Annotated in this window: 15 protein-coding genes; 4 read left to right on the top strand and 11 right to left on the bottom strand. The window is 72.5% G+C overall.

Going from position 1 to position 19,271, the window contains the following annotated elements; translation table 11 throughout:
- Window positions 1-51: 51 nt before the first annotated feature.
- Both hrpA and B7W94_RS09330 read left to right on the top strand, forming a co-directional pair.
- Window positions 52-4,029, top strand: coding sequence for an ATP-dependent RNA helicase HrpA (gene hrpA, locus B7W94_RS09325; RefSeq protein WP_085606126.1), 3,978 nt, complete (start codon window positions 52-54; stop codon window positions 4,027-4,029).
- A gap of 23 nt (window positions 4,030-4,052) precedes the next feature.
- The gene (locus B7W94_RS09330) at window positions 4,053-4,997 is read left to right on the top strand and encodes a quinone oxidoreductase family protein (RefSeq protein ID WP_085606128.1); all 945 of its coding nucleotides are present in this window, start codon (window positions 4,053-4,055) and stop codon (window positions 4,995-4,997) included.
- A 4-nt stretch (window positions 4,998-5,001) separates the two neighbouring features.
- Here B7W94_RS09330 and B7W94_RS09335 read toward each other — a convergent pair whose 3' ends face one another.
- The 8 genes from B7W94_RS09335 to B7W94_RS09370 form a co-directional block, all read right to left on the bottom strand.
- Window positions 5,002-5,610: an alkylhydroperoxidase domain protein gene (locus tag B7W94_RS09335; protein ID WP_025105594.1), complete on the bottom strand. Its 609-nt coding sequence runs from the start codon at window positions 5,608-5,610 to the stop codon at window positions 5,002-5,004.
- Window positions 5,607-6,254 (bottom strand): CMD domain protein, encoded by a 648-nt coding sequence (locus B7W94_RS09340; RefSeq protein ID WP_085606130.1) that lies wholly within the window; start codon window positions 6,252-6,254, stop codon window positions 5,607-5,609. The genes B7W94_RS09335 and B7W94_RS09340 overlap by 4 nt, the downstream gene beginning before the upstream one ends.
- On the bottom strand, window positions 6,251-7,318 hold the full coding sequence (locus B7W94_RS09345) for a putative FMN-dependent luciferase-like monooxygenase (RefSeq protein WP_085606132.1): 1,068 nt from the start codon (window positions 7,316-7,318) through the stop codon (window positions 6,251-6,253). The genes B7W94_RS09340 and B7W94_RS09345 overlap by 4 nt, the downstream gene beginning before the upstream one ends.
- A complete protein-coding gene (locus B7W94_RS09350) occupies window positions 7,315-8,943 on the bottom strand; it encodes a dipeptide ABC transporter ATP-binding protein (RefSeq protein WP_085606134.1) in 1,629 nt (542 codons plus the stop codon). Before B7W94_RS09350 ends, B7W94_RS09345 begins: the two co-directional genes overlap by 4 nt.
- Window positions 8,940-9,833: an ABC transporter permease gene (locus B7W94_RS09355; RefSeq protein WP_085606136.1), complete on the bottom strand. Its 894-nt coding sequence runs from the start codon at window positions 9,831-9,833 to the stop codon at window positions 8,940-8,942. Before B7W94_RS09355 ends, B7W94_RS09350 begins: the two co-directional genes overlap by 4 nt.
- Window positions 9,830-10,807: an ABC transporter permease gene (locus B7W94_RS09360; protein ID WP_085606138.1), complete on the bottom strand. Its 978-nt coding sequence runs from the start codon at window positions 10,805-10,807 to the stop codon at window positions 9,830-9,832. Before B7W94_RS09360 ends, B7W94_RS09355 begins: the two co-directional genes overlap by 4 nt.
- 16 nt (window positions 10,808-10,823) lie before the next feature.
- Entirely contained in the window at window positions 10,824-12,458 is a 1,635-nt protein-coding gene (locus B7W94_RS09365) for a TIGR04028 family ABC transporter substrate-binding protein (protein ID WP_085606140.1), read from the bottom strand.
- Between the two features lie 131 nt (window positions 12,459-12,589).
- Window positions 12,590-13,984 (bottom strand): NtaA/DmoA family FMN-dependent monooxygenase, encoded by a 1,395-nt coding sequence (locus B7W94_RS09370; RefSeq protein WP_085606142.1) that lies wholly within the window; start codon window positions 13,982-13,984, stop codon window positions 12,590-12,592.
- Between the two features lie 103 nt (window positions 13,985-14,087).
- Here B7W94_RS09370 and B7W94_RS09375 point away from each other — a divergent pair, with 103 nt between their 5' ends.
- Window positions 14,088-15,083 carry a Gfo/Idh/MocA family protein gene (locus B7W94_RS09375; RefSeq protein WP_085606144.1) on the top strand — a complete coding sequence of 332 codons (996 nt, stop codon included), beginning with the start codon at window positions 14,088-14,090 and terminating at the stop codon, window positions 15,081-15,083.
- On the top strand, window positions 15,076-16,056 hold the full coding sequence (locus B7W94_RS09380; protein ID WP_085606146.1) for an NYN domain-containing protein: 981 nt from the start codon (window positions 15,076-15,078) through the stop codon (window positions 16,054-16,056). Before B7W94_RS09375 ends, B7W94_RS09380 begins: the two co-directional genes overlap by 8 nt.
- A gap of 25 nt (window positions 16,057-16,081) precedes the next feature.
- Here B7W94_RS09380 and B7W94_RS09385 read toward each other — a convergent pair whose 3' ends face one another.
- The 3 genes from B7W94_RS09385 to B7W94_RS09395 all read right to left on the bottom strand — a co-directional run bounded on the left by B7W94_RS09385 (window position 16,082) and on the right by B7W94_RS09395 (window position 19,260).
- Window positions 16,082-17,089 carry a sugar phosphate isomerase/epimerase family protein gene (locus B7W94_RS09385; RefSeq protein WP_085606148.1) on the bottom strand — a complete coding sequence of 336 codons (1,008 nt, stop codon included), beginning with the start codon at window positions 17,087-17,089 and terminating at the stop codon, window positions 16,082-16,084.
- A 44-nt stretch (window positions 17,090-17,133) separates the two neighbouring features.
- Window positions 17,134-17,985, bottom strand: a complete 852-nt coding sequence (locus B7W94_RS09390) for a sugar phosphate isomerase/epimerase family protein (protein ID WP_085606150.1) — start codon at window positions 17,983-17,985, stop codon at window positions 17,134-17,136.
- 78 nt (window positions 17,986-18,063) lie between these two features.
- Window positions 18,064-19,260 carry a substrate-binding domain-containing protein gene (locus B7W94_RS09395; protein WP_371259839.1) on the bottom strand — a complete coding sequence of 399 codons (1,197 nt, stop codon included), beginning with the start codon at window positions 19,258-19,260 and terminating at the stop codon, window positions 18,064-18,066.
- Window positions 19,261-19,271: the final 11 nt, after the last annotated feature.

The following is a 19,271-nucleotide window of genomic DNA, read 5'->3' on the forward strand; positions in this document are numbered from 1 at the left end:
TGCGGCGATCGCGGCGACCCCGGTGTGCATCCCGGCATACGATGGAGGGCTATGTCCTCCCCCGTGATCTCCTACCCTCCGGAGCTGCCCGTCAGCGCGGCCAGGGACGAGATCGCCGACGCCATCCGCGACCACCAGGTCGTCATCGTCGCCGGCGCGACCGGATCGGGGAAGACCACCCAGCTCCCCAAGATCGCGCTGGAGCTGGGCCGCGAGCGCATCGCCCACACCCAGCCCCGACGGCTGGCCGCCCGCACGATCGCGGAGCGCGTGGCCGAGGAGCTGCGGGTCGAGCTCGGCACGCTCGTCGGATACAAGGTGCGCTTCACCGACAAGGTCTCCGACGAGACCCGGATCGCGCTGATGACAGACGGGATCCTCCTCAACGAGATCCACCGCGACCGGCTGCTGACGCGCTACGACACGATCATCATCGACGAGGCGCACGAGCGGTCCCTCAACGTCGACTTCCTGCTGGGCTACCTCGCCCGCATCCTCCCGGAGCGCCCGGACCTGAAGGTGATCATCACCTCCGCCACCATCGACCCGGAGAGCTTCGCGCGGCACTTCGCCGCCGCCGACGGCACCCCCGCGCCGGTCATCGAGGTGTCGGGGCGCACGTATCCCGTCGAGATCCGCTATCGCCCGCTCGTCGACGAGGACGCGGAGCAGGACGCCGCCGGCGAGCCGGAGGACGAGGTGAGCGCGATCGTCGCGGCGCTCCGCGAGCTCGACCGGGAGGCGCCCGGCGATGTGCTCGTGTTCCTGCCGGGCGAGGCGGAGATCCGGGACGCGGCCGACGCCGTGCGGGCCGCCTACGCCAAGGATCGTTCGCCCACCGAGGTCCTCCCCCTGTTCGGCCGGCTCTCCGCCGCGGAGCAGCACCGGGTGTTCGAGCGCAGCACCGTGGCCGGCGTCCGTCGCCGGGTCGTGCTCGCGACGAACGTGGCCGAGACGAGCCTCACGGTGCCCGGCATCAAGTACGTCATCGACACCGGCACCGCGCGCATCTCCCGGTACAGCAACCGCTCGAAGGTGCAGCGGCTGCCCATCGAAGCCATCTCCCAGGCCTCGGTGAATCAGCGCTCCGGGCGCGCCGGCCGTACGAGTGACGGCATCGCCATCCGCCTGTACTCCGAGGAGGACTACGCGCGGCGTCCCGAGTTCACCGAACCCGAGATCCTGCGCACCTCCCTCGCCTCCGTCATCCTGCAGATGCTCGCGCTGGGCTTCGGCGACATCACCGCGTTCCCGTTCCTCACCCCGCCCGACTCCCGGGGTGTGAAGGCGGCGTTCGACCTGCTCACCGAGCTCGGCGCCCTCCGGCCGGCGCAGGGGCCGGACGACGGTCCCCGGCTCACCCGCATCGGGCGCGACATCGCCCGGATGCCGATGGACCCGCGGTTCGCGCGCATGCTCATCGAGGCGGGCCCTTCGACAAGCTCAAGGACCCAGCGGGGCTCAGGCCCTTCGACAGGCTCAGGGCCCCAGGGGTCGGTGCTGCGGGACGTGCTCGCGATCGTGGCGGGGCTGTCCATCCAGGACGTGCGCGAGCGACCGGAGGACCGCCGCGAGGAGGCGGACCGGCTGCACGCGCGCTTCGTGGACCCGACGAGCGACTTCCTCACTCTCCTGAACCTCTGGAACCACCTGCGCGAGCAGCAGCGCGAGCTCGGCTCCAGCGCGTTCCGCCGGCTATGCCGCAGCGAGCATCTCAACTACGTGCGGGTCCGCGAGTGGTTCGACGTGCACCGCCAGCTCCGGACGCTCGTCAAGAGCCCCGACCGCGGGACGGAGCCGAGCGGCGCGGCCGATCCGGATGCCATCCACCGCGCGCTGCTCTCCGGCCTGCTGTCGCAGATCGGCGTCCTCGACGAGCGCACCGTCCCCGCGGGGAAAGCCCACTCTCCCGCCAAGGACGCCCGCCGCCGGATCACGGAGTACCGGGGCGCGCGGGGCATCCGGTTCTCGATCTTCCCGGGGTCGGGGCTGCGCAAGAAGAGCCCCAGGGCGGTCATGGCCGCCGAGATCGTGGAGACCTCCCGCACCTTCGCCCGCACCGTCGCCGCGATCGACCCCGCCTGGGCCGAGCCCCTCGCCGGCGACCTCGCGAAGCGCCAGGTCACCGAGCCGCACTGGTCCAAGGACGCCGGAGCCGCCGTGGCGTTCGAGAAGGTCACGCTGTTCGGGGTCGAGATCATCCCGCGCCGGCGCGTGCAGTTCGCCCGCATCGACCGGGCCGCCTCGCGCGAGCTCTTCGTCCGCCATGCGCTCGTCGAGGGCGAATGGGACCCGTCCCGCATCGACAAGCGGGTCAGTGCGTTCTGGCGCAGCAACGCCGAGCTCCGCCGTCGTCTGGAGAAGCTCGAGGAGCGCGAGCGGCGTCGCGACATCCTGGCCGGCGACGAGGCCGTCTTCCGCTTCTACGACGAGCGCATCCCCGCCGACGTGTTCGACGTGCGCTCGTTCGAGAAGTGGTGGCGCGAGGCGCTGACCGCGACGCCGAAGCTGCTCGTGATGCGCGAGAGCGACCTCATCGACGACGAGGACCGCGCCGACCAGCGCGAGTTCCCGACCCGGTGGACGCAGGGCGACCAGGTGCTCGGCCTCGCGTACCGGTTCGAGCCGGGCGCACCGGACGACGGCGTGAGCGTCGTGCTGCCTCTGCCGCTGCTCGCCCAGATCGAGGACCGCGGCTTCGACTGGCAGGTGCCCGGGCTGCGCGCTGAGCTCGTCACCGGACTGCTGCGTGCGCTGCCCAAGGCCATCCGGCGCCACGTCGTCCCCGCCGCCGACTGGGCGGAGAAGTTCGGGGCGGCGCTGGCCGACGAGGGTCCGGAGGCGCACGGCGGTCTCCCCCCGCGCACCCTGAAGGAGGCGCTCGCGCGGCTCGTGCAGCCGCTCGCGAACCAGGTGGTCACGGCCGCCGACTTCGACGATGAACGGGTGCCGGCACATCTGCGCATGAACTTCCGCGCCGTGGACGAGCGGGGACGCGTGGTCGGTTCGGGGCGCGATCTCCGGTCGCTGCAGGCTCAGCTCTCCGACCGCGCGCGCAGCAGCGTCGCCCGCTCCATCGCGCGCCCCGGGCGTGCGGAGGCACCGGGACCGCGCGGGGCGGAGCGCGTGGCCGCCGCTCCGGTCGAGCAGACGGGGCTGACGGCGTGGACGTTCGGCGACCTCCCGGCGGTCATCGACACCAAGGTCGCGGGCGGCGTCGTCCGGGGGTATCCGGCGATCGTCGATGCCGGCACGAGCGTGTCGGTGCGGGTCGAGGCGACTCCCGACGCCGCGGCCGCCGCCACGCGCGACGGCGTGCTCCGTCTCGTCCTGCTCGCGGTGCCGTCGCCGTCGTCGTACGTGCAGCAGCACCTCACCAGCCAGGAGAAGCTCGCACTCGCAGCCTCGCCGTACCCGTCGGCGGCCGCGCTCATCGAGGACTGCCGGGCCGCCGTCGCCCGTCGAGTGATCGACGCGTCGACCGGAGGCGCCGACGGCCGGGACCGCGGCGTCGTGCGCACCGAAGCCGAGTTCGCCCGCGTGCGCGACGCCGTCTCGGCCGTGCTCGTCGACGAGCTCTTCGCCTGCGTCTCCCTGGTCGCCCGCATCCTCACGAAGGCGCGGGAGGTGGAGCGCGGCATCAAGGCGCAGAACGCGCTGGCGCTGCTCGGCCCGCTGAACGACATCCGCACCCAGCTCTCCGGACTGCTGCATCCCGGCTTCGTCGCGGCGGCGGGGGTCGACCGGCTCGCCCACTTCCCCCGGTACCTCGACGGCATGATCGACCGGCTGAAGACCCTCGCGAACGAGCCGGGCAAGGACCGCGCGCGGATGACGGAGTTCGAGCGGATGGCGGTGCTGTTCGCGGACGCCGGCGGCACGATCCCCCTCGCGCCCGACGCTCCCCCCGCGATCGTCGAGGTGCGCTGGCTCCTGGAGGAGTACCGGGTCAGCGTCTTCGCCCAGCGTCTCGGCACCGCGCAGCCGGTGTCGCCGCAGCGGATCACCAAGGCGCTCGCGGGGAAGTGACCCCCGCCGGGTAGCCTGAGGGCATGGCCCGTGCGATCGTCTACACCGAGTTCGGATCCCCCGCTGTCCTCCACCTCATGGAGGTGCCTGACCCCGTGCCCGTCCGCGGCGAGGCGCTGGTCCGCATCGAGGCGGCCGGCGCCAACCCCATCGACGCCAAGCTCCGCGGCGGCAAGCGCCCCTCCGCGCCGATCACCGAGCCGCGTCCGGTCGGGTTCGACGGCGCGGGAGTGATCGAGGTGCTGGGCGAGGGCGTCGACGGGTTCGAGGTCGGCGACCGCGTCGCGATCCGCGACACGCTCGGGACCTACGCCTCCGCCCTCGCGGTCGAGGCCGACAAGCTCGTGAAGCTCCCGGACGCCGTCACCGCCGCCGAGGGGGCGGCGATCGGCATCCCCGCCGGCACGGCGTATCAGTCCCTCCGCTCGCTCGCCGCGACGGCCGACGACGTGCTCCTGGTGCACGCGGGCTCAGGCGCGGTCGGCCAGGCCGCCGTGCAGTTCGCGGTCGCCTGGGGCGCGACGGTGATCGCCACCGCGAGCCCTGCCCGGCACGACCAGCTCCGCGAGCTCGGCGCGATCCCCGTGGCCTACGGCGACGGCCTGCTCGACCGCGTCCGCGCGGCGGCCCCCTCCCCCGTGACCGTGGTCCTGGACTGCGCGGGCACCGACGAGGCGATCGAGACCTCCCTCGCCCTGGTCGCGGACCGCGACCGCATCGCGACCATCGTCCGCGGTCCCGACGCGGCTGACTTCGGCATCCGGGCGTTCTCCGGCGGCTCCCCCGAGCCGCTCACGCCGCAGGAGCTGGAGTGGCGCGCAGAAGCGCTGCAGAAGACGGTCGACCTGCTGGCCGCGGGCGACTTCACCATCGAGCTGGGCCCGGAGCTGCCTCTCGCCGAGGCGGCGCGGGCCCATGAGCTCATGGAGACCGGCGCCGCCTCGGGGAAGATCATCCTCGTCCCCTGAGAGATCAGGCGGGAGCGACAGGGCGGCCGAGCGAGAGCATCAGCCGGTTCGCCCAGTTGAAGAAGGCCGCGCCGTGCACGACGTCCGCGATCTCCAGGTCGTCCAGTCCGGCCGCACGGAGGCGGGCGATGTGCGCGGCTCCGAACACGCGGGGCGTGTCGGTCAGCGCGACCGCGGCGGCGACGATCGCGTTCCAGCGCTCCCCGAGGTCCGCGTCCACGCCCTCGGCGAGGAGCGCGTCGACGTCCTCCGGCCGCTTGCCGTGATGCGCCGCGAACCGGGAGTGCACCGACGCGCAGAAGACGCAGCCGTTGCGGCGGGAGGCGGCGGTGGCCGCGAGCTCCCGCTCCGCGCGCGGGAGCCCCTCCGCGGTGTTGTAGAAGATGTCCTTGTCGACGAGGGTGCGTGCGCGGAGCACCTCGGGGTCGCGCGCGAGCAGCCGGAAGTACTCGTTCTTCGCGCGGGCGGCGTCAACGAGGCCATCGAGGTGTCGCGGGGTGAGATCCTCCTCCGCCAGCGGCGCGAGGTGCGGCGTCCAGCCGACCTCGGCGCGGGTGAAGGCGTCGGGATAGGGGGCGTCGTCGTGCCGGAGCACGGTGTCGGCGGCGGTCATGCGGCCTCCTCGTCGGTGTCGGTGTCGGCGGCGGTGTCGGTGGCTGTGGCGGTGGCGGTGAGCCCGTCGTCCTGGAGCACCCGCAGGCCGGTGACGACCCGCTGCTGGAAGGCGAGGAACGACACGAGCTGCGACAGCGTGACGATGCCGTCCGTCGACCAGCCGGCGTCGTGCAGGCGGCCGAGGTCGGCGCCGGATGCCTCGCGCGGGCGGAACACCAGCAGGTGCGTGTGCGCGAGAGCCGCCGCGAGGCGCTCCCCCAGGGCAGCCGACGCCGCCTCGTCCGGCACGTACCGCGCGCCGTCGGTGCTCTCGGCCTTTAGCCCGCGTTCGGTGTAGGCGCCGAACGGTCCGGTGGTCGCGGCGGCCTCGGCCTCTCGGGCGACGATCGCGGCGCGCTCCGGGTCGATCTCGCGGGCCTTTCCGGCGTAGAACTCCGCCGTGGGGTCGTCGGCACCGGCGAGAGCGGTCGCGAACGCCGCGATGAGCGCGCGCTCGGCGAGCGAGACGTGCTCCGCGGAGACCGGGTGGAACAGCGCGTCGAAGCTCGCCTGGAGCTGCTCCCTGGTCACGGGGCGGCGACGACGCAGCGCCTCCAGCTCCGGCGTCACCCCCGTCAGCTGGTCGACGATGTCGGCGGTCATGCGTTCTCCTTCACGGTGGGGGTGTTCTCGGCAGTGCGGGTGCTCTCGGGATCCGGCGGGGTCAGCGCGTAGCCGAGGGCCGGCGCGACCTCGGTCGCGAACAGCTCGATCGAGCGCAGGACGTGGGCGTGCGGCGCGTCGACCGAGTGCACCTGGAATGCCACCTCGGTCGCGCGGTGCAGCGTGGTGTCGGCGGCGAGCGAGGCGGCGACCTCCTCGGGCGTGCCGAGATGCGTGTCGAGAGCGGCGATGAGGTCGTCGAGGTCGTTTCCGGGGATGGTCTGGCCCTGCCGACGGAAGCCCTCGGCCGCCCGCCGCAACCCGACCTCGGCGAACCGGAGCGCCTCGGCGCGGTCGTCCGCCACGAACACGGTGCGGGAAGCGGTGATGCGCGGGGTCGCCTCGGCGGGCAGCGCGTCGAGGTACGCGTCGATGATGGGGTCCTGCAGCGCGGACAGCGGCGCGTGCAGCCGGTCGTGGGGGCGGGGCTGCGTGCGGGACAGCAGCAGTCCGTGACCGTGGACGCCCGCCCGATGACCGCCGGGTGCCGAGAACGTCGCCTGCCAGATGCGCGCGGCCAGCGACCCCGCGTCCGGATACAGCGTGTTCTCCGCACCGATGTCCCGGCCTGCGAGAGCGTCGAGCAGCACGCCGAGCTTGCGGTCGTAGGTGGGCCCCTTGTCGCGCACGTCCTCCCCGAAGGGCGCGAAGGACGACGGGGTACCGCCGCTGCCGAGCCCGAGGTCGATCCTCCCGTCGGCGAGCAGGTCGGCCACCACGGCGTCCTCGGCCACGCGGACCGGGTCTTCGAGGGGCAGGGTGATGATCCCGGTGCCGAGGCGGATCCGCGAGGTGCGTGCCGCCGCGTGCGCGAGGAAGACGAGCGGCGAGGGCAGCCCGCCTTCCGCAGCCCGGAAGTGGTGCTGCGCCACCCACGCCCTCCCCACGCCGTGCTCCTCGGCGTTCTGGATCTGCGTCAGGGCGAGGCGGTAGCGGTCGGCCGGGGACGCGTCGTCGAGGAGCCGCGTGAAGAACGCGACGGTGGGACGAGGGGTGGTGCTCATGCGAGGATCTCCGTTCGTCCGGGGACCGCGGCCAGCAGATCCCGGGTGTTCTCGTGCTGCGGGTCGTGGAACAGCTCTTCGGTCGGCCCGTCCTCCACCACGCGACCGCGGTGCATCACGGAGACGGTGTGGCTGATGCGGCGCACCACGGCGAGGTCGTGCGAGATGAAGAGGTAGGTGAGTCCGAGCTCGGCCTGGAGTGCGGAGAGCAGTTCGAGGATGCGCGCCTGCACCGTCACGTCGAGCGCCGACACCGCCTCGTCGAGCACGAGGATCTCCGGGTCGACGGCGAGCGCCCGCGCGATCGCGACCCGCTGGCGCTGCCCGCCGGACAGCTCGCTCGGGGTGCGGCGTGCCGCATCCGCCGGCAGCGCCACGCGTTCGAGCAGCGCGACCGCCCGATCCCGACGCTCGGAGCGGGTCCCGATGCGGAAGTTGTGCAGCGGCTCGGCCACGATGTCGGCGATCTGCTGCCGTGGGTCGAGGGAGGCGAAGGGGTTCTGGTACACGAGCTGGATCCGCCGGCGCAGCGCACGCAGTCGCGCCCCCTCGACGGCCGTCGCGTCCTCCCCTGCGAGCTCCACGGTCCCGGCGTCCGGACGGAGGAAGCGCGTGACCAGGCGCGCGGTCGTGGACTTGCCCGATCCGGACTCGCCGACCAGCGCATGGGTCGTCCCGCGCCGCACCCGGAAGGAGACGTCGTCGACCGCCCGGAAGCGTTCGCGTCCCGAGACCCGGAACTCCTTCACGAGGCCCGCGGCCACGATCTCCCACGGCTTCTCGGCGGCAACCGCCGCGGCATCCCGGAGGAACGGCGGCGCGTCCGGGCGTCGGAAGCCGGTCGTGAAGGCCGGCGCGTCGGCGAGCAGCTGCCGCGTGTACGGGTCTTCCGGATCGGCGAGCACCTGCGCACTCGGCCCCTGCTCCACGATCCGGCCGTCCTTCAGCACCGCGATCCGCGCCGCCCGGTCCGCGGCGACGCCGAGGTCGTGCGTCACGAGCAGGATGCTCGTGCCGTCCTCGCGCTGCAGCTCGTCCAGCAGGTCCAGCACGCGGCGCTGCACCGTGGCGTCGAGGGCACTGGTGGGCTCGTCCGCGATGAGCAGCCGAGGGCGGAGGGCGATCGCGGCCGCGATGAGGACGCGCTGCCGCATGCCGCCGGAGAGCTCGTGCGGATACTGTCGGGCGCGCAGATCGGGGTCGTCCAGCCCGACGCGGTCGAGCAGCTCGAGCACGCGGGCGTTCCGGGAACGACGGTCGCGATGACCGTGCAGGCGCAGCACCTCGGCGACCTGCACGCCGACGGGGCGCACCGGGTCGAGCGACGTCGTCGGATCCTGCGGCACCAGCCCGATCTCCGACCCGCGGATGCCGCGGAACGCCCGATCCGACCATCCGGAGATGTCGAGGTCGCCGAGCCGGACGCGACCGCCCTCGACCCGTCCGCCCTCCGGCAGCAGGCCGAGGAGGGCGTGCGCCGTGGTGGACTTGCCGGATCCCGACTCGCCGACCAAGGCGAGCGTCTCCCCCTCGGCGATGGCGAACGAGAGGCCGCGCACGACCTCGCGGGCGGCGTACGAGACCCGCAGGTCCGTCGCGGTGAGGACGGGTGTTGGCGCGGTCATCGGGTGCTCCTTCCGAGCCGGTGGCTGACGCGGTTGGCGCTGAGCACGACGGCGACCACCACGAGGCCGGGCAGCGCCGTGAGCCACCAGGCGGTCGCGATGTAGTTGCGTCCCTCGGCGATCAGCAGCCCCCACTCGGGGGTGGGCGGCGGGGCCCCGTAGCCGAGGAAGCCGAGGGTGGAGATGGCGAGGATGGCCGTGCCGAACTGCAAGGCGGCGAGCGCGACGATCGGGGTGAGGGCGTTCGGGAGCACATGCCGGCGCAGCACGGCGACGAAGGTGCCGCCGCTGCCGAAGGCCGCCTCGACGTACTCGGTGCGCCGCACCCGCGCCACCTCGGCGCGCATGAGCCGGGCGAAGGCTGCGACGCTGCCGAGTCCCACGGCGATCGCCGCGTTGACGGTGCCGAAGCCGAGCAGGATGATGACGGAGAGCGACAGCAGCAGCCCCGGGATGGCCAGCAGCACGTCGACGATCCGCATCAGCACGTCGTCCACGACGCCGCCGGTCGCGCCGGCGACGGCTCCGAGGAGCGTGCCGAGCGCGAGGCCGACCGTCACCGCGATCAGCGCACCCGACAGCGAGTGCACCGCGCCGTGGACGACCCGGCCGAACAGATCGCGGCCGAGCGCGTCGGTCCCGAACCAGTGCGCGGCGCTCGGGGGCAGGAGCTTGTCGGCGGGTACGCCGGTCAGCGGGTCGCCCGGCGCGAAGACTCCGGGGATCACCGCCCACAGCACCGCCACGGCGACGACCGCGAACGCCAGATACAGCCCCCAGGCGCGGAAGCGTCGTCGCGGACGGGAGGCCGAGACGGGAGCCGGGGCGGACGGCACGGGCGGGGCACCGGGCGTCTCGACGGTGGTCTCCGCGATCACGGGAGCGGTCATGCGGGCACCTCCTGGGCGGGACGGACGGGGCGGGACCGGGCGGCGCGCGCCGATCGCCGCTGCCGCGGATCGATCAGGGGCGTGGCGAGGTCGACGGCGAAGCTGATCACCACGAACCCCAGGGCCGACAGCAGCACCACCCCCTGCAGCACCGGGATGTCCTGGTTCGCGACCGCCTGCTCCGTGAGGCGTCCGATGCCGGTGCGGCCGAAGACCGTCTCGGTCACCACCGCTCCTCCGACGAGCTCTCCGAACAGCACCCCCGCGATGGTGAGCGTCGGGACGGCGGCGTTGCGCGCGACCGAGCGCGTAAGCACCCACGCCGGCGGCGCGCCCTTCGCCCGCACCACCGTCACGAACGGCTGCGCCTGCACCCGGTCGATGGAGCGGACCAGCACCTGGGCGAGGGGCGCCGAGATCGGCACGGCGAGCGTGAGGACGGGGAGGATCAGGCCGCTGACGGGGTCGGCTCCCACGATCGGCACCCAGCCGAGCCCGAACGAGAACACCTGGATGAGGAGGATGCCGAGCCAGAACACCGGCACCGCGACGAACAGTCCCGGCACCTGCCGCAGGCCGTCCCGCAGCCACGCGAAGGGGGCGAGCGCGGAGAGCGCCGCGATCAGCACCGCGAGCACGACAGCGACCAGGAGTCCGAGCGCCGCGAGCAGCAGCGTGGCGGGCAGCGCCTCGGCCAGCATCGTCCGCACCGGGGTGCCGTACTGGGTCGAGTACCCGAAGTCACCCGCCAGGAAGCCGAGACCCGCGTGCAGGTACTGCTCCCCCCACGGCACGTCGGCGCCGTAGGTCGCGCGGATGTCGTCGAGCTGCTCCGGCGAGAGCCCCAGGCTCGGGTCGGAGAACTTGATGAGGATCGCGTCTCCCGGCAGCAGCTGCAGCAGGAAGAACGTGGCCGTGAAGGCCGCGATCAGCACGATCGCGGCCTGCCCGGCCCGTCGGAGGACGAAGGTCATGGGGTCACCGTGGTCCTCAGTGCTCCGCGAGCCACACGCCGGAGAACGTGGGGCGGCCGACCGACTCGAACGCGACGCCGTGCACGTACGTGGCCGCACCGTAGACCTGCGGCTCCTCGAAGAGCGGGATCACGTACGCCTGCTCCGCGATGTAGTCCTGCACGGCCTGCGAGGCGGCCACCCGCTTCTCGGCATCCGGCTCGGAGGCGACGGCCAGCAGCAGCTCGTCGAGCGTCGCGTCCTGAGAGATGAGCACGTCGCGGTTCTTCGTGAAGTACTGGCTCTTGATCACGTCGAGGTCCGCACGGCCGACCATCGAGTGGTAGAACCCCGTCTTCAGCGGATCACGGGTGTCCTCCGCGTAGCTGCCCGCATCGCCGGGCTTGACGGTGAGCTCCACGCCGACCGCCGCGAGCTGCTGCGCCACGAGCTCCAGGGTCTGCTTCGACAGGGGCTGCGGCTTGGCCTCGTAGACCGTGATCGACAGCCGCTCGCCGTCCTTCTCCCTGATGCCGTCGGCGCCGGGCTCCCAGCCCGCCTCGTCGAGCAGCGCCTCCGCCTTCTCCGGATCGTGGGCGTAGTGCGCGGATTCGTCCTTGTATCCCGCGGCCTGCGAGGACAGCACCGACGTGGCCACCGGGTAGTTCTCGGTGAACAGGGTGTCGACGACCTCCTGCGCGTCGACCGCGGCGATGATCGCCTGACGCACGCGGATGTCGGACAGCAGCGGGTTCTCCGGGCGGAGGGCGATCGAGTTGTTCACGCCGCGGGTCTGCGGGGCGTACAGCGTGAATCCGGCGCCCTCCACGCGGTCCTCGTCGAACGCCTGGACGTAGCGGACGTAGTCGGCCTGGCCCGCGAGCAGCGACCCGATGCGGACGGAGTCCTCGGGGGTGACCAGCACGTGCACGGCGTCGAGGTACGGACGGCCGTCGTTCTCGGCGCTGTCCGGGCCCCAGGCGTAGTCATCGCGGGCGGTGAGGGTGTACTCGGTACCGAGCTTCTCGTCCGTGACGGTGAAGGGGCCGGAGCCGATGATGTTCTCCGCGTTGCCCGCGCCGAAGTCCTCGATCGTGCCGTCCAGGGTCTCCGGGGACAGCAGTCCCGAGTTGATGGTCGACGTCGCCTGCAGGAATCCGGGCGACGGCGCGCTGAAGCGGAACGTCACGGTGTCCTCGTCGACCACCTCGCTGCCGGCGTAGTTGTTGATGGCCTCGGAGACGGTGAGCCCGCGCTCGGCGTCGCCCAGCCCGTAGGTGTCGAAGTTCTTCGCCACGGCGGCGGCGTCCACGGGCGTGCCGTCCGAGAACGTCACGTCCGGGTTGAGGTCGAAGGTGTACTCCGTGGCGTCGTCGTTCACGGTCCACTCCGCGGCGATCCAGGGCTCGATCTCGAGCGTCTCCGGGTTCTGCCAGGTGAGCCGGGCGGCGATGTTGTTGACGATGCCGCCGTTCGGGTAGAAGCCGGCCTGCGGCGGATACAGGTTCGTGTAGGCCTGGTGCTCGAGGTAGGTGAGCGTGCCGCCGGAGACGGGGTCCCCCGCCGCGGCCGGGGTGTTCCCCGGGGCGGGCGAGCTGGCGCAGGCGGCGAGGCTGCCCGCCAGGACGAGCGGGACCGCGACGGCGGCGGTGCGGATGAGGCGGCGGTTCATGCGGAGGACTCCTCGGGTTCGGAAGGCAGGGTGTCGGGTGCGGGTGCAGTGCGGGTGGTGTTCACGGTAGGAAGCGGCGGGGTGCAGCGGCGAGACCGCGGACTCCGGGTGTCGCGAGACGACACGCGTGGTCACGCGCCGACTCGCGACGTCACACGGAGGCGGTCGCGCAGCGTCTCCGCACCGGCCCCCTGACCGGTCTCCTCCGGGGTCCGGAGAAGACCGCGACGACGGAGCTCGGGGGCTGCGAGGCGGGTGAAGGCCTCGAACTGCCCGGGCTGGAACGCCGAGAGGACGTTGAAGCCGTCGGCGGCGCCCTCGTCGCGCCAGTGCGCGAAGTGGTCGGCGATCGTGTCGGCGTCGCCGACGACGAAGGCCGCAGGGACGGCGTGCGCGGCGACGAGATGCCGCCAGGTCGGCGCGTCCGGCGTCCCGACCCGGAGTCCGGCGATCCCCGCGAGCCGTTCGACGAGCGCGGCGCCCCGCTCCCCCAGGCGTGCGGCCTCGGCGACCGTCACCGGGGTGTCGAAGGCCGCGGCCCGCAGCGGGTCGTCGGCGGCCACCTCCAGCGCGTCGGCCAGAGCCTCCACCGTGCGGTTCGCCGGGAATCCGACGCGCTCCCGCTGCCCGCCCTCCGCGAGCGGGACGAGCTCCAGCAGCCGCCGGACGATCCGGTGGGCGGCGGCGTCGGACCCCGCGACGACGGGGAGCACCGGGGCGATGACCTTCAGCTCCTCCGCGGGACGGCCCGCCTCCGCCGCGATATCCCGCAGCAGCCGCCGCGTGGCCACGGCGTCGGCGAGGGTGGGGGCGGCGATGAGGGCGAGGTCGGCGGCGGTCGCCGCGAGCGCCCGCGACCGCGGCGAGGTCCCCGCGTGCACGATCGGGATGCGCCCCTGCGGCGGGCGGGCGACGTTGAGCGGGCCGGCGACCCGCACGTGTGCGCCCTGGACGTCGGCGGCGCGCAGCCCCCGGGGGTCGATGAGCACGCCGCGCTCGGCATCCGCGACCCAGGCGTCCTCGGCCCAGGAGTCCCAGAGCCGGCGCAGGGCGACGACGAACTCCTCCGCCCGGTCGTAGCGCGTCTCGGTGTCGGCGTGGGCCTCGCGACCGTGGTTCCCTGCGGCGCGCGGCTCGGCGCCGGCGACGAGGTTGATCCCCGCCCGGCCGTCGGTGAGGACGTCGAGGGAGGCCAGGGCCCGCGCCGTGGCGTACGGGTCGGCATAGGTGGTGTTGACCGTCGCGATGAGTCCGATCCGGGAGGTCACCCCGGCGAGGAACAGCACCGCGCTCAGCGGGTCGATGCGGGCCAGCAGGTAGGGATCGCGGAACTCCAGGTCGGGTCCGGTCGCGAGCCAGTCGCCGAAGAAGAGGTAGTCCAGGCCCGCGTCCTCCCCCTCCCGCGCGATACGGCGGAGGATGTCGGCGTCTCCCGCGGGGTCGCGGTGGGCTTCGGGGTACCGCCACCCGGAGGGGTAGGCGCCGAGGGTGCGCACCATGGCGCCGATCACGAGGGGTTCCGTCATGCCGACACGGTAGGACCGCGGCCGCCACCCGGGCCACGGGGCGGAAGCCGGAGGTCACCGGATGTCACAGACGGTCACATGCGCCACCCTCTACGCTGAGAGGATGACTGGACTTCGTTGGGGAATCCTCGCGACCGGCGGCATCGCCGGCGCCTTCGCATCCGATCTGCGCACGGCCGGCCTCGACCTCGTCGCGGTGGGCTCTCGTTCGCAGGAGTCGGCCGACGCCTTCGCCGCACGCTTCGACATCGCGCACGCGCATCCGTCGTACGAGGCGCTGGTCTCCGATCCCGACGTCGACATCATCTACGTCTCCACGCCGCACCCGATGCACCACGAGAACGCCCGGCTCGCCCTGGAGCACGGCAAGCACGTGCTCGTGGAGAAGGCGTTCACCCTCAACCGTGCCCAGGCCGAAGACCTCCAGCGGCTCGCCGCCGAGCGCGGGCTGCTCGTGATGGAGGCGATGTGGACGCGCTACCTGCCGCACATGGTCCGCATCCGCGAGCTCCTCGCCGACGGCGCCCTGGGTGAGATCCGCGCCGTGAGCGCCGACCACACGCAGCAGCTGCCCACCGACCCCGCCCACCGTCTGAATGCGCTCGAGCTCGGCGGCGGCGCACTGCTCGACCTCGGCATCTACCCGATCTCCTTCATCTGGGACATCCTCGGGGCACCGACCACCATCCGCGCCGTGGGGCGTCTGGTCGAGACCGGAGCCGATTCCGAGGTCGCCACCGTCATGATCCACGAGAGCGGGGCGGTCTCCACGAGCCTCTCCTCCTCGCGCGGTGCCGGCCCCAACGCCGCGAGCATCGTCGGCACCGAGGCCCGCATCGACATCGATCGGGTCTGGTACACCCCCACCTCCTTCCGCGTCGTGCGGCCCGACGGCACCGTGCAGGAGGAGTACGTCTCGGAGGTCGAGGGCCGCGGCATGCAGTACCAGGCGCTCGCGGCCGAGCGTCTGGTCCGCGACGGTCTCCTCGAGGGCGACATCCTCCCCATCGCGGAGAGCGTCGCCATCATGGGGGCCCTCGACGAGATCCGCGCGCAGATCGGCGTCCGGTACCCCGGTGAGGAGGACGACCGTGGCTGAGACGACCGACGCCCGCGTGGCGGTGTACCTGGACTTCGACAACATCGTCATCTCCTGGTACGACCGCGTCCACGGCCGCAACTCCTACGGCAAGGATCGCCAGCGCATCACGGAGCACCCGAACGACCCCGAGGTCGCCGAGCGGCTGAACCGGGCGATGATCGAGGTCGGCGCCATCATCGACTACGCGGCGTCCTTCGGCACGCTCGTGCTGACGAGGGCGTATGCGGACTGGTCGTCGCCGGTCAACGCCGAGTACCGCTCGCAGCTCGTGGCGCGCGCGGTGGATCTCGTGCAGCTCTTCCCGGCCGCGGCGTACGCGAAGAACGGCGCGGACATCCGGCTGGCGGTCGACGCGGTCGAGGACATGTTCCGCCTGCCGGACCTGACCCACGTCGTCATCGTGGCGGGCGACAGCGACTATGTGCCGCTGGCCCAGCGCTGCAAGCGCCTCGGCCGGTACGTGATCGGCGTGGGCGTCGCCGGGTCCACGGCGAAGTCCCTCGCTGCGGCCTGCGACGAGTTCGAGTCCTACGACTCGCTCCCCGGCGTGGCGCGTCCGACGAAGGCGGCACAGCCCGCCGTCGCCCCCGCGGTCGAGGTTCCGGCGGAGCCGTCCGCGCCGGTCACCGCGGACACGGGCGCCCCGAAGCCCAAGACGGCGTCGAAGTCGCGCGCGAAGGCCAAGACGAAGACCGCCGCCGAGGAGCCCAAGGTCGAGGAGAAGATCGACGACCAGGGCGAGGCCACACGGCTCCTGGAGCGCGCGCTGCGTCTCGGCCACGACAAGGCGGACGCCGACGAATGGCTGCACAGCTCCGCGGTCAAGACGCACATGCGCCGCATGGACCCGTCCTTCAGCGAGAAGGCCCTCGGCTACCGGTCGTTCTCCGACTTCCTCAAGTCGCGCGACGACATCGCCGAGCTCGAGGAGACCGGGCACGAGCGCCTGGTCCGCCTGCGGGAGCCCTGAGCACGGCCCGGGGACACCGGGCCCTTCACTGTTGGCGGAACGCGGCGTCGAAGGCGGCCGCGGGCGGCGGCCACAGCAGGGAGCGCACGAATCCGAGCGCCTCGGGCGCGCCGTGCAGGCGGTCCATGCCGGCGTCCTCCCACTCGATCGAGATCGGGCCGTCATAGCCGATCGCGTCGAGCGCACGGAAGGCGTCCTCCCACGGCACGTCGCCGTGGCCGGTGGAGACGAAGTCCCAGCCGCGCCGGGGGTCGCCCCACGGCAGGTGCGAGCCGAGCACCCCGGCACGGCCGTTCCGCGGCCGCAGACGGGTGTCCTTGCAGTCGACGTGGTAGATCCGGTCGGCGAAGTCGACGATGAAGCCGACGGGGTCGATGTTCTGCCACATCATGTGCGAGGGGTCCCAGTTGAAGCCGAACGCATCGCGGTGGTCGATCGCGTCGAGGGCACGGTCGCTCGACCAGTAGTCATAGGCGATCTCCCCGGGGTGGACCTCGTGGGCGAAGCGCACCCCCTCCCCGTCGAACACGTCGAGGATCGGATTCCACCGGTCAGCGAAGTCCTGGAAGCCCTGGGCGATCACCGCCTCCGGCACCGGCGGGAACATCGCGACATAGGGCCAGATCGACGAACCGGTGAAGCCGACGACGGTGTCGACGCCGAGCCTCCTGGCCACCCGGGCCGCCCGCTTCATGTCCTCCGCCGCCCGCTGCCGGACGCCCTCGGCCTCGCCGTCGCCCCAGATGTACGGGCGCAGGATGCCCTCGTGGCGGAAGTCGATGGGGTCGTCGCACACCGCCTGCCCGGCCAGGTGGTTGGAGATCGCGAACACCTGCAGGCCGTGCCGGTCGAGGATCTCGCGCCGGGAGGCGACATAGGCGTCGTCCTCGTCCGCCCGACGGAGGTCCAGGTGGTCGCCGGACGCGGCGATCTCCAGCCCGTCGTAGCCCCACTCCGCGGCGAGGCGGGCCACCTCCTCGAACGGGAGGTCGGCCCACTGGCCGGTGAACAGGGTGACCGGGTGACTGCTCATGGATACTCCTTCGTATCGCGGGGCTTCGTGTCGCGAGCGGGGGTTCAGGCACCGAGGGCGCGCAGGTGGGCGATGCTGCGGGCGGCGAGGTCGTCCTGGCTCGCGGCGAGCGGTCTCCACACGGAGGCGGCGACGGCGATCGTCGCGTTCTCGCCCGTGAAGCTCTCCAGTCCCAGGGCGCCGCGGTAGCCGGCATCGTCGAGCGCGCGGAGCATCTCCGGCCAGTCGGTGTGGTCGTCGCCCACGGCACCGCGGTCGCTGCCGCACACCTGCACGTGCGCGATGGCGGCGCCGGCCGCGCGGACCGCGTCGGCCGGCCGCTTCTCCTCGATGTTGAGGTGGTAGGTGTCGAGGGCCAGCCCCACTCCGGCGCCGAGCAGCGGCGCCAGCGCGTCCAGACTCTGCGCCACGGTGTTCAGCACGCTGGTCTCGTAGCGGTTGAGCGGCTCGACGGCCAGCGTCACGCCGATCGCCGCGGCCTCCCTGGCGAGCGGAGCGAGGTTCTCCCGGAGCTCGCCGACGACCTCCGCCCGTTCCGCCTCGTCCATGCGCCAGGTGACGCCGGTCGGCGCGTAGAAGGGTCCGGCGACGATCGAGGCCCCGAGCACGGCCGCGGCGTCCAGGCACGCACGGAGGTAGTCCTGCGTCGCGGCGACGTCTCCGGCGCGCGCGAGCAGCGAGCGACCAGGACCCATCGCGCCGACCACGACCGCGCCCATGCCGAGGCCGTCCAGCACGGTGCGGGCCCGGAGCGGATCCCAGTCGCCGACGCTCTCCAGCGGCAGCTCCAGGGCGTCGTAGCCCATCCGCGCCGCCGTGCGGGCGAGCGGCTCCAGGGTGTCGTCCGTCAGCGGAGACGTCCAGACCCAGGTGTTGACGGCGATCGTGCGGGGCATCGTTGTCCTTGTGATCGTACGGGTGCTCCCACCCTCCCACTCGGCGCGGGCCGAGCGGAAGGGCGGGAGCACACGGGGTTACGGGATCTGACGCTCCTGCCAGACCGTCGGGTAGCCGGGGAGGTCCTCGCCGCCGAACTTGGCGTAGTGGCCGTCGGGCATCCCCTCGTTCGCCGCGAGGTAGTCGTCCAGCTCGGCCTCGGTGATCGGCTTCTGCGGGAGCACCCACTCCTTCGGCACCTCTTCACCCGCGAAGATCATCTGCGCCGCGAGCAGCGGGGTGCGCCACTGGAAGTTCGAGTATACCGGAGCGAGGCCGGTGAGACCCGTGTCCTTCCACTTGCGCAGGAAGCTCATCTCGTCCTCGCCGGTCATCACCGGGTAGTCGGCTCCGGCGTCCTCGAAGGCCTCGATGGCGGCGACGGCACCGTCACCCGCGTCCATCCAGATGCCCTGCACGTCACCCTTGGCGAGCTCGTCGCTGATGATGCTCTTGATCTCGGCGGGGTCGGCACCGGTGAAGTGGTCGACGGCCTCGATCCCGGCCTCCTCGAACAGCTTCTCGGCTCCGGCCCAGCGGTGCTCCAGCACGTCGACGCCGGGGAGGATCCGGAGAGCCACGACCTTGTCGCCCTCTTCCAGGTTGTCGATGAGGAACTCCGCGGTGTCGATGCCCCAGGCGAAGCCGCCGATCGGGTGGATGAACGTGACAGGGCAGTCGGTGTTCACGCCGCGGTCGAACACGACCACCGGCTTGCCCGTCTCGCACGCCCGCTCGACCGCGGGGGTCATCGCCGCCGTGCTGTTCGGCGAGATGAGGAAGACGTCGCAGTTCCCCTCGGAGATGAAGTAGTCGATGTCGGCGATCTGGGTGTCGTCGGAGTCCTGCGCGTCGCGGGTCTCCATCTCGCTGATCGCGCCCGACTCCTGCAGCACCTTCAGCTGCTCGTTCATCGTGATCCAGCCCGTCTGCCGCCACGGGTTCGAGATCGAGGCGTTCGCGAAGCAGGCCTTCTTGGCGCCGGTGCTGGCGAACTCCGACGTGTCGACCATCTCGGCGTTGATGTGCTGCAGGTAGGGCTGGTCGGCGGGGCCCTGGGGGTCGACGCCGCGCTCCTCGTCCTGCTTGTCGAAGAGCTCCTGGTCGAACCACTCGGTGGTCTCGGCAGACTCCTCGGGGTTCTCCGACTCCGCCGGCGCCACGGACGGGTCGGTCGTGCACCCGGCGAGCGCGATGAGGCCGAAGAGGGCCACCCCTGCGGTGGCGATCTTCATCGATCGTCGCA

Source organism: Microbacterium sp. LEMMJ01, assembly GCF_002114135.1.
Classification (GTDB): Bacteria; Actinomycetota; Actinomycetes; order Actinomycetales; family Microbacteriaceae; genus Microbacterium.

What these genes read in the sequence shown, in the direction of transcription:
- B7W94_RS09360 (WP_085606138.1), bottom strand. Translation starts at nt 10,807, where the DNA reads ATGACCTTCGTCCTCCGACGGGCCGGGCAGGCCGCGATCGTGCTGATC.
- B7W94_RS09340 (WP_085606130.1), bottom strand. Translation starts at nt 6,254, where the DNA reads ATGACCGCCGACATCGTCGACCAGCTGACGGGGGTGACGCCGGAGCTG.
- hrpA (WP_085606126.1), top strand. Translation starts at nt 52, where the DNA reads ATGTCCTCCCCCGTGATCTCCTACCCTCCGGAGCTGCCCGTCAGCGCG.
- B7W94_RS09345 (WP_085606132.1), bottom strand. Translation starts at nt 7,318, where the DNA reads ATGAGCACCACCCCTCGTCCCACCGTCGCGTTCTTCACGCGGCTCCTC.
- B7W94_RS09330 (WP_085606128.1), top strand. Translation starts at nt 4,053, where the DNA reads ATGGCCCGTGCGATCGTCTACACCGAGTTCGGATCCCCCGCTGTCCTC.
- B7W94_RS09365 (WP_085606140.1), bottom strand. Translation starts at nt 12,458, where the DNA reads ATGAACCGCCGCCTCATCCGCACCGCCGCCGTCGCGGTCCCGCTCGTC.
- B7W94_RS09335 (WP_025105594.1), bottom strand. Translation starts at nt 5,610, where the DNA reads ATGACCGCCGCCGACACCGTGCTCCGGCACGACGACGCCCCCTATCCC.
- B7W94_RS09390 (WP_085606150.1), bottom strand. Translation starts at nt 17,985, where the DNA reads ATGCCCCGCACGATCGCCGTCAACACCTGGGTCTGGACGTCTCCGCTG.
- B7W94_RS09350 (WP_085606134.1), bottom strand. Translation starts at nt 8,943, where the DNA reads ATGACCGCGCCAACACCCGTCCTCACCGCGACGGACCTGCGGGTCTCG.
- B7W94_RS09395 (WP_371259839.1), bottom strand. Translation starts at nt 19,260, where the DNA reads ATGAAGATCGCCACCGCAGGGGTGGCCCTCTTCGGCCTCATCGCGCTC.
- B7W94_RS09385 (WP_085606148.1), bottom strand. Translation starts at nt 17,089, where the DNA reads ATGAGCAGTCACCCGGTCACCCTGTTCACCGGCCAGTGGGCCGACCTC.
- B7W94_RS09370 (WP_085606142.1), bottom strand. Translation starts at nt 13,984, where the DNA reads ATGACGGAACCCCTCGTGATCGGCGCCATGGTGCGCACCCTCGGCGCC.
- B7W94_RS09355 (WP_085606136.1), bottom strand. Translation starts at nt 9,833, where the DNA reads ATGACCGCTCCCGTGATCGCGGAGACCACCGTCGAGACGCCCGGTGCC.
- B7W94_RS09375 (WP_085606144.1), top strand. Translation starts at nt 14,088, where the DNA reads ATGACTGGACTTCGTTGGGGAATCCTCGCGACCGGCGGCATCGCCGGC.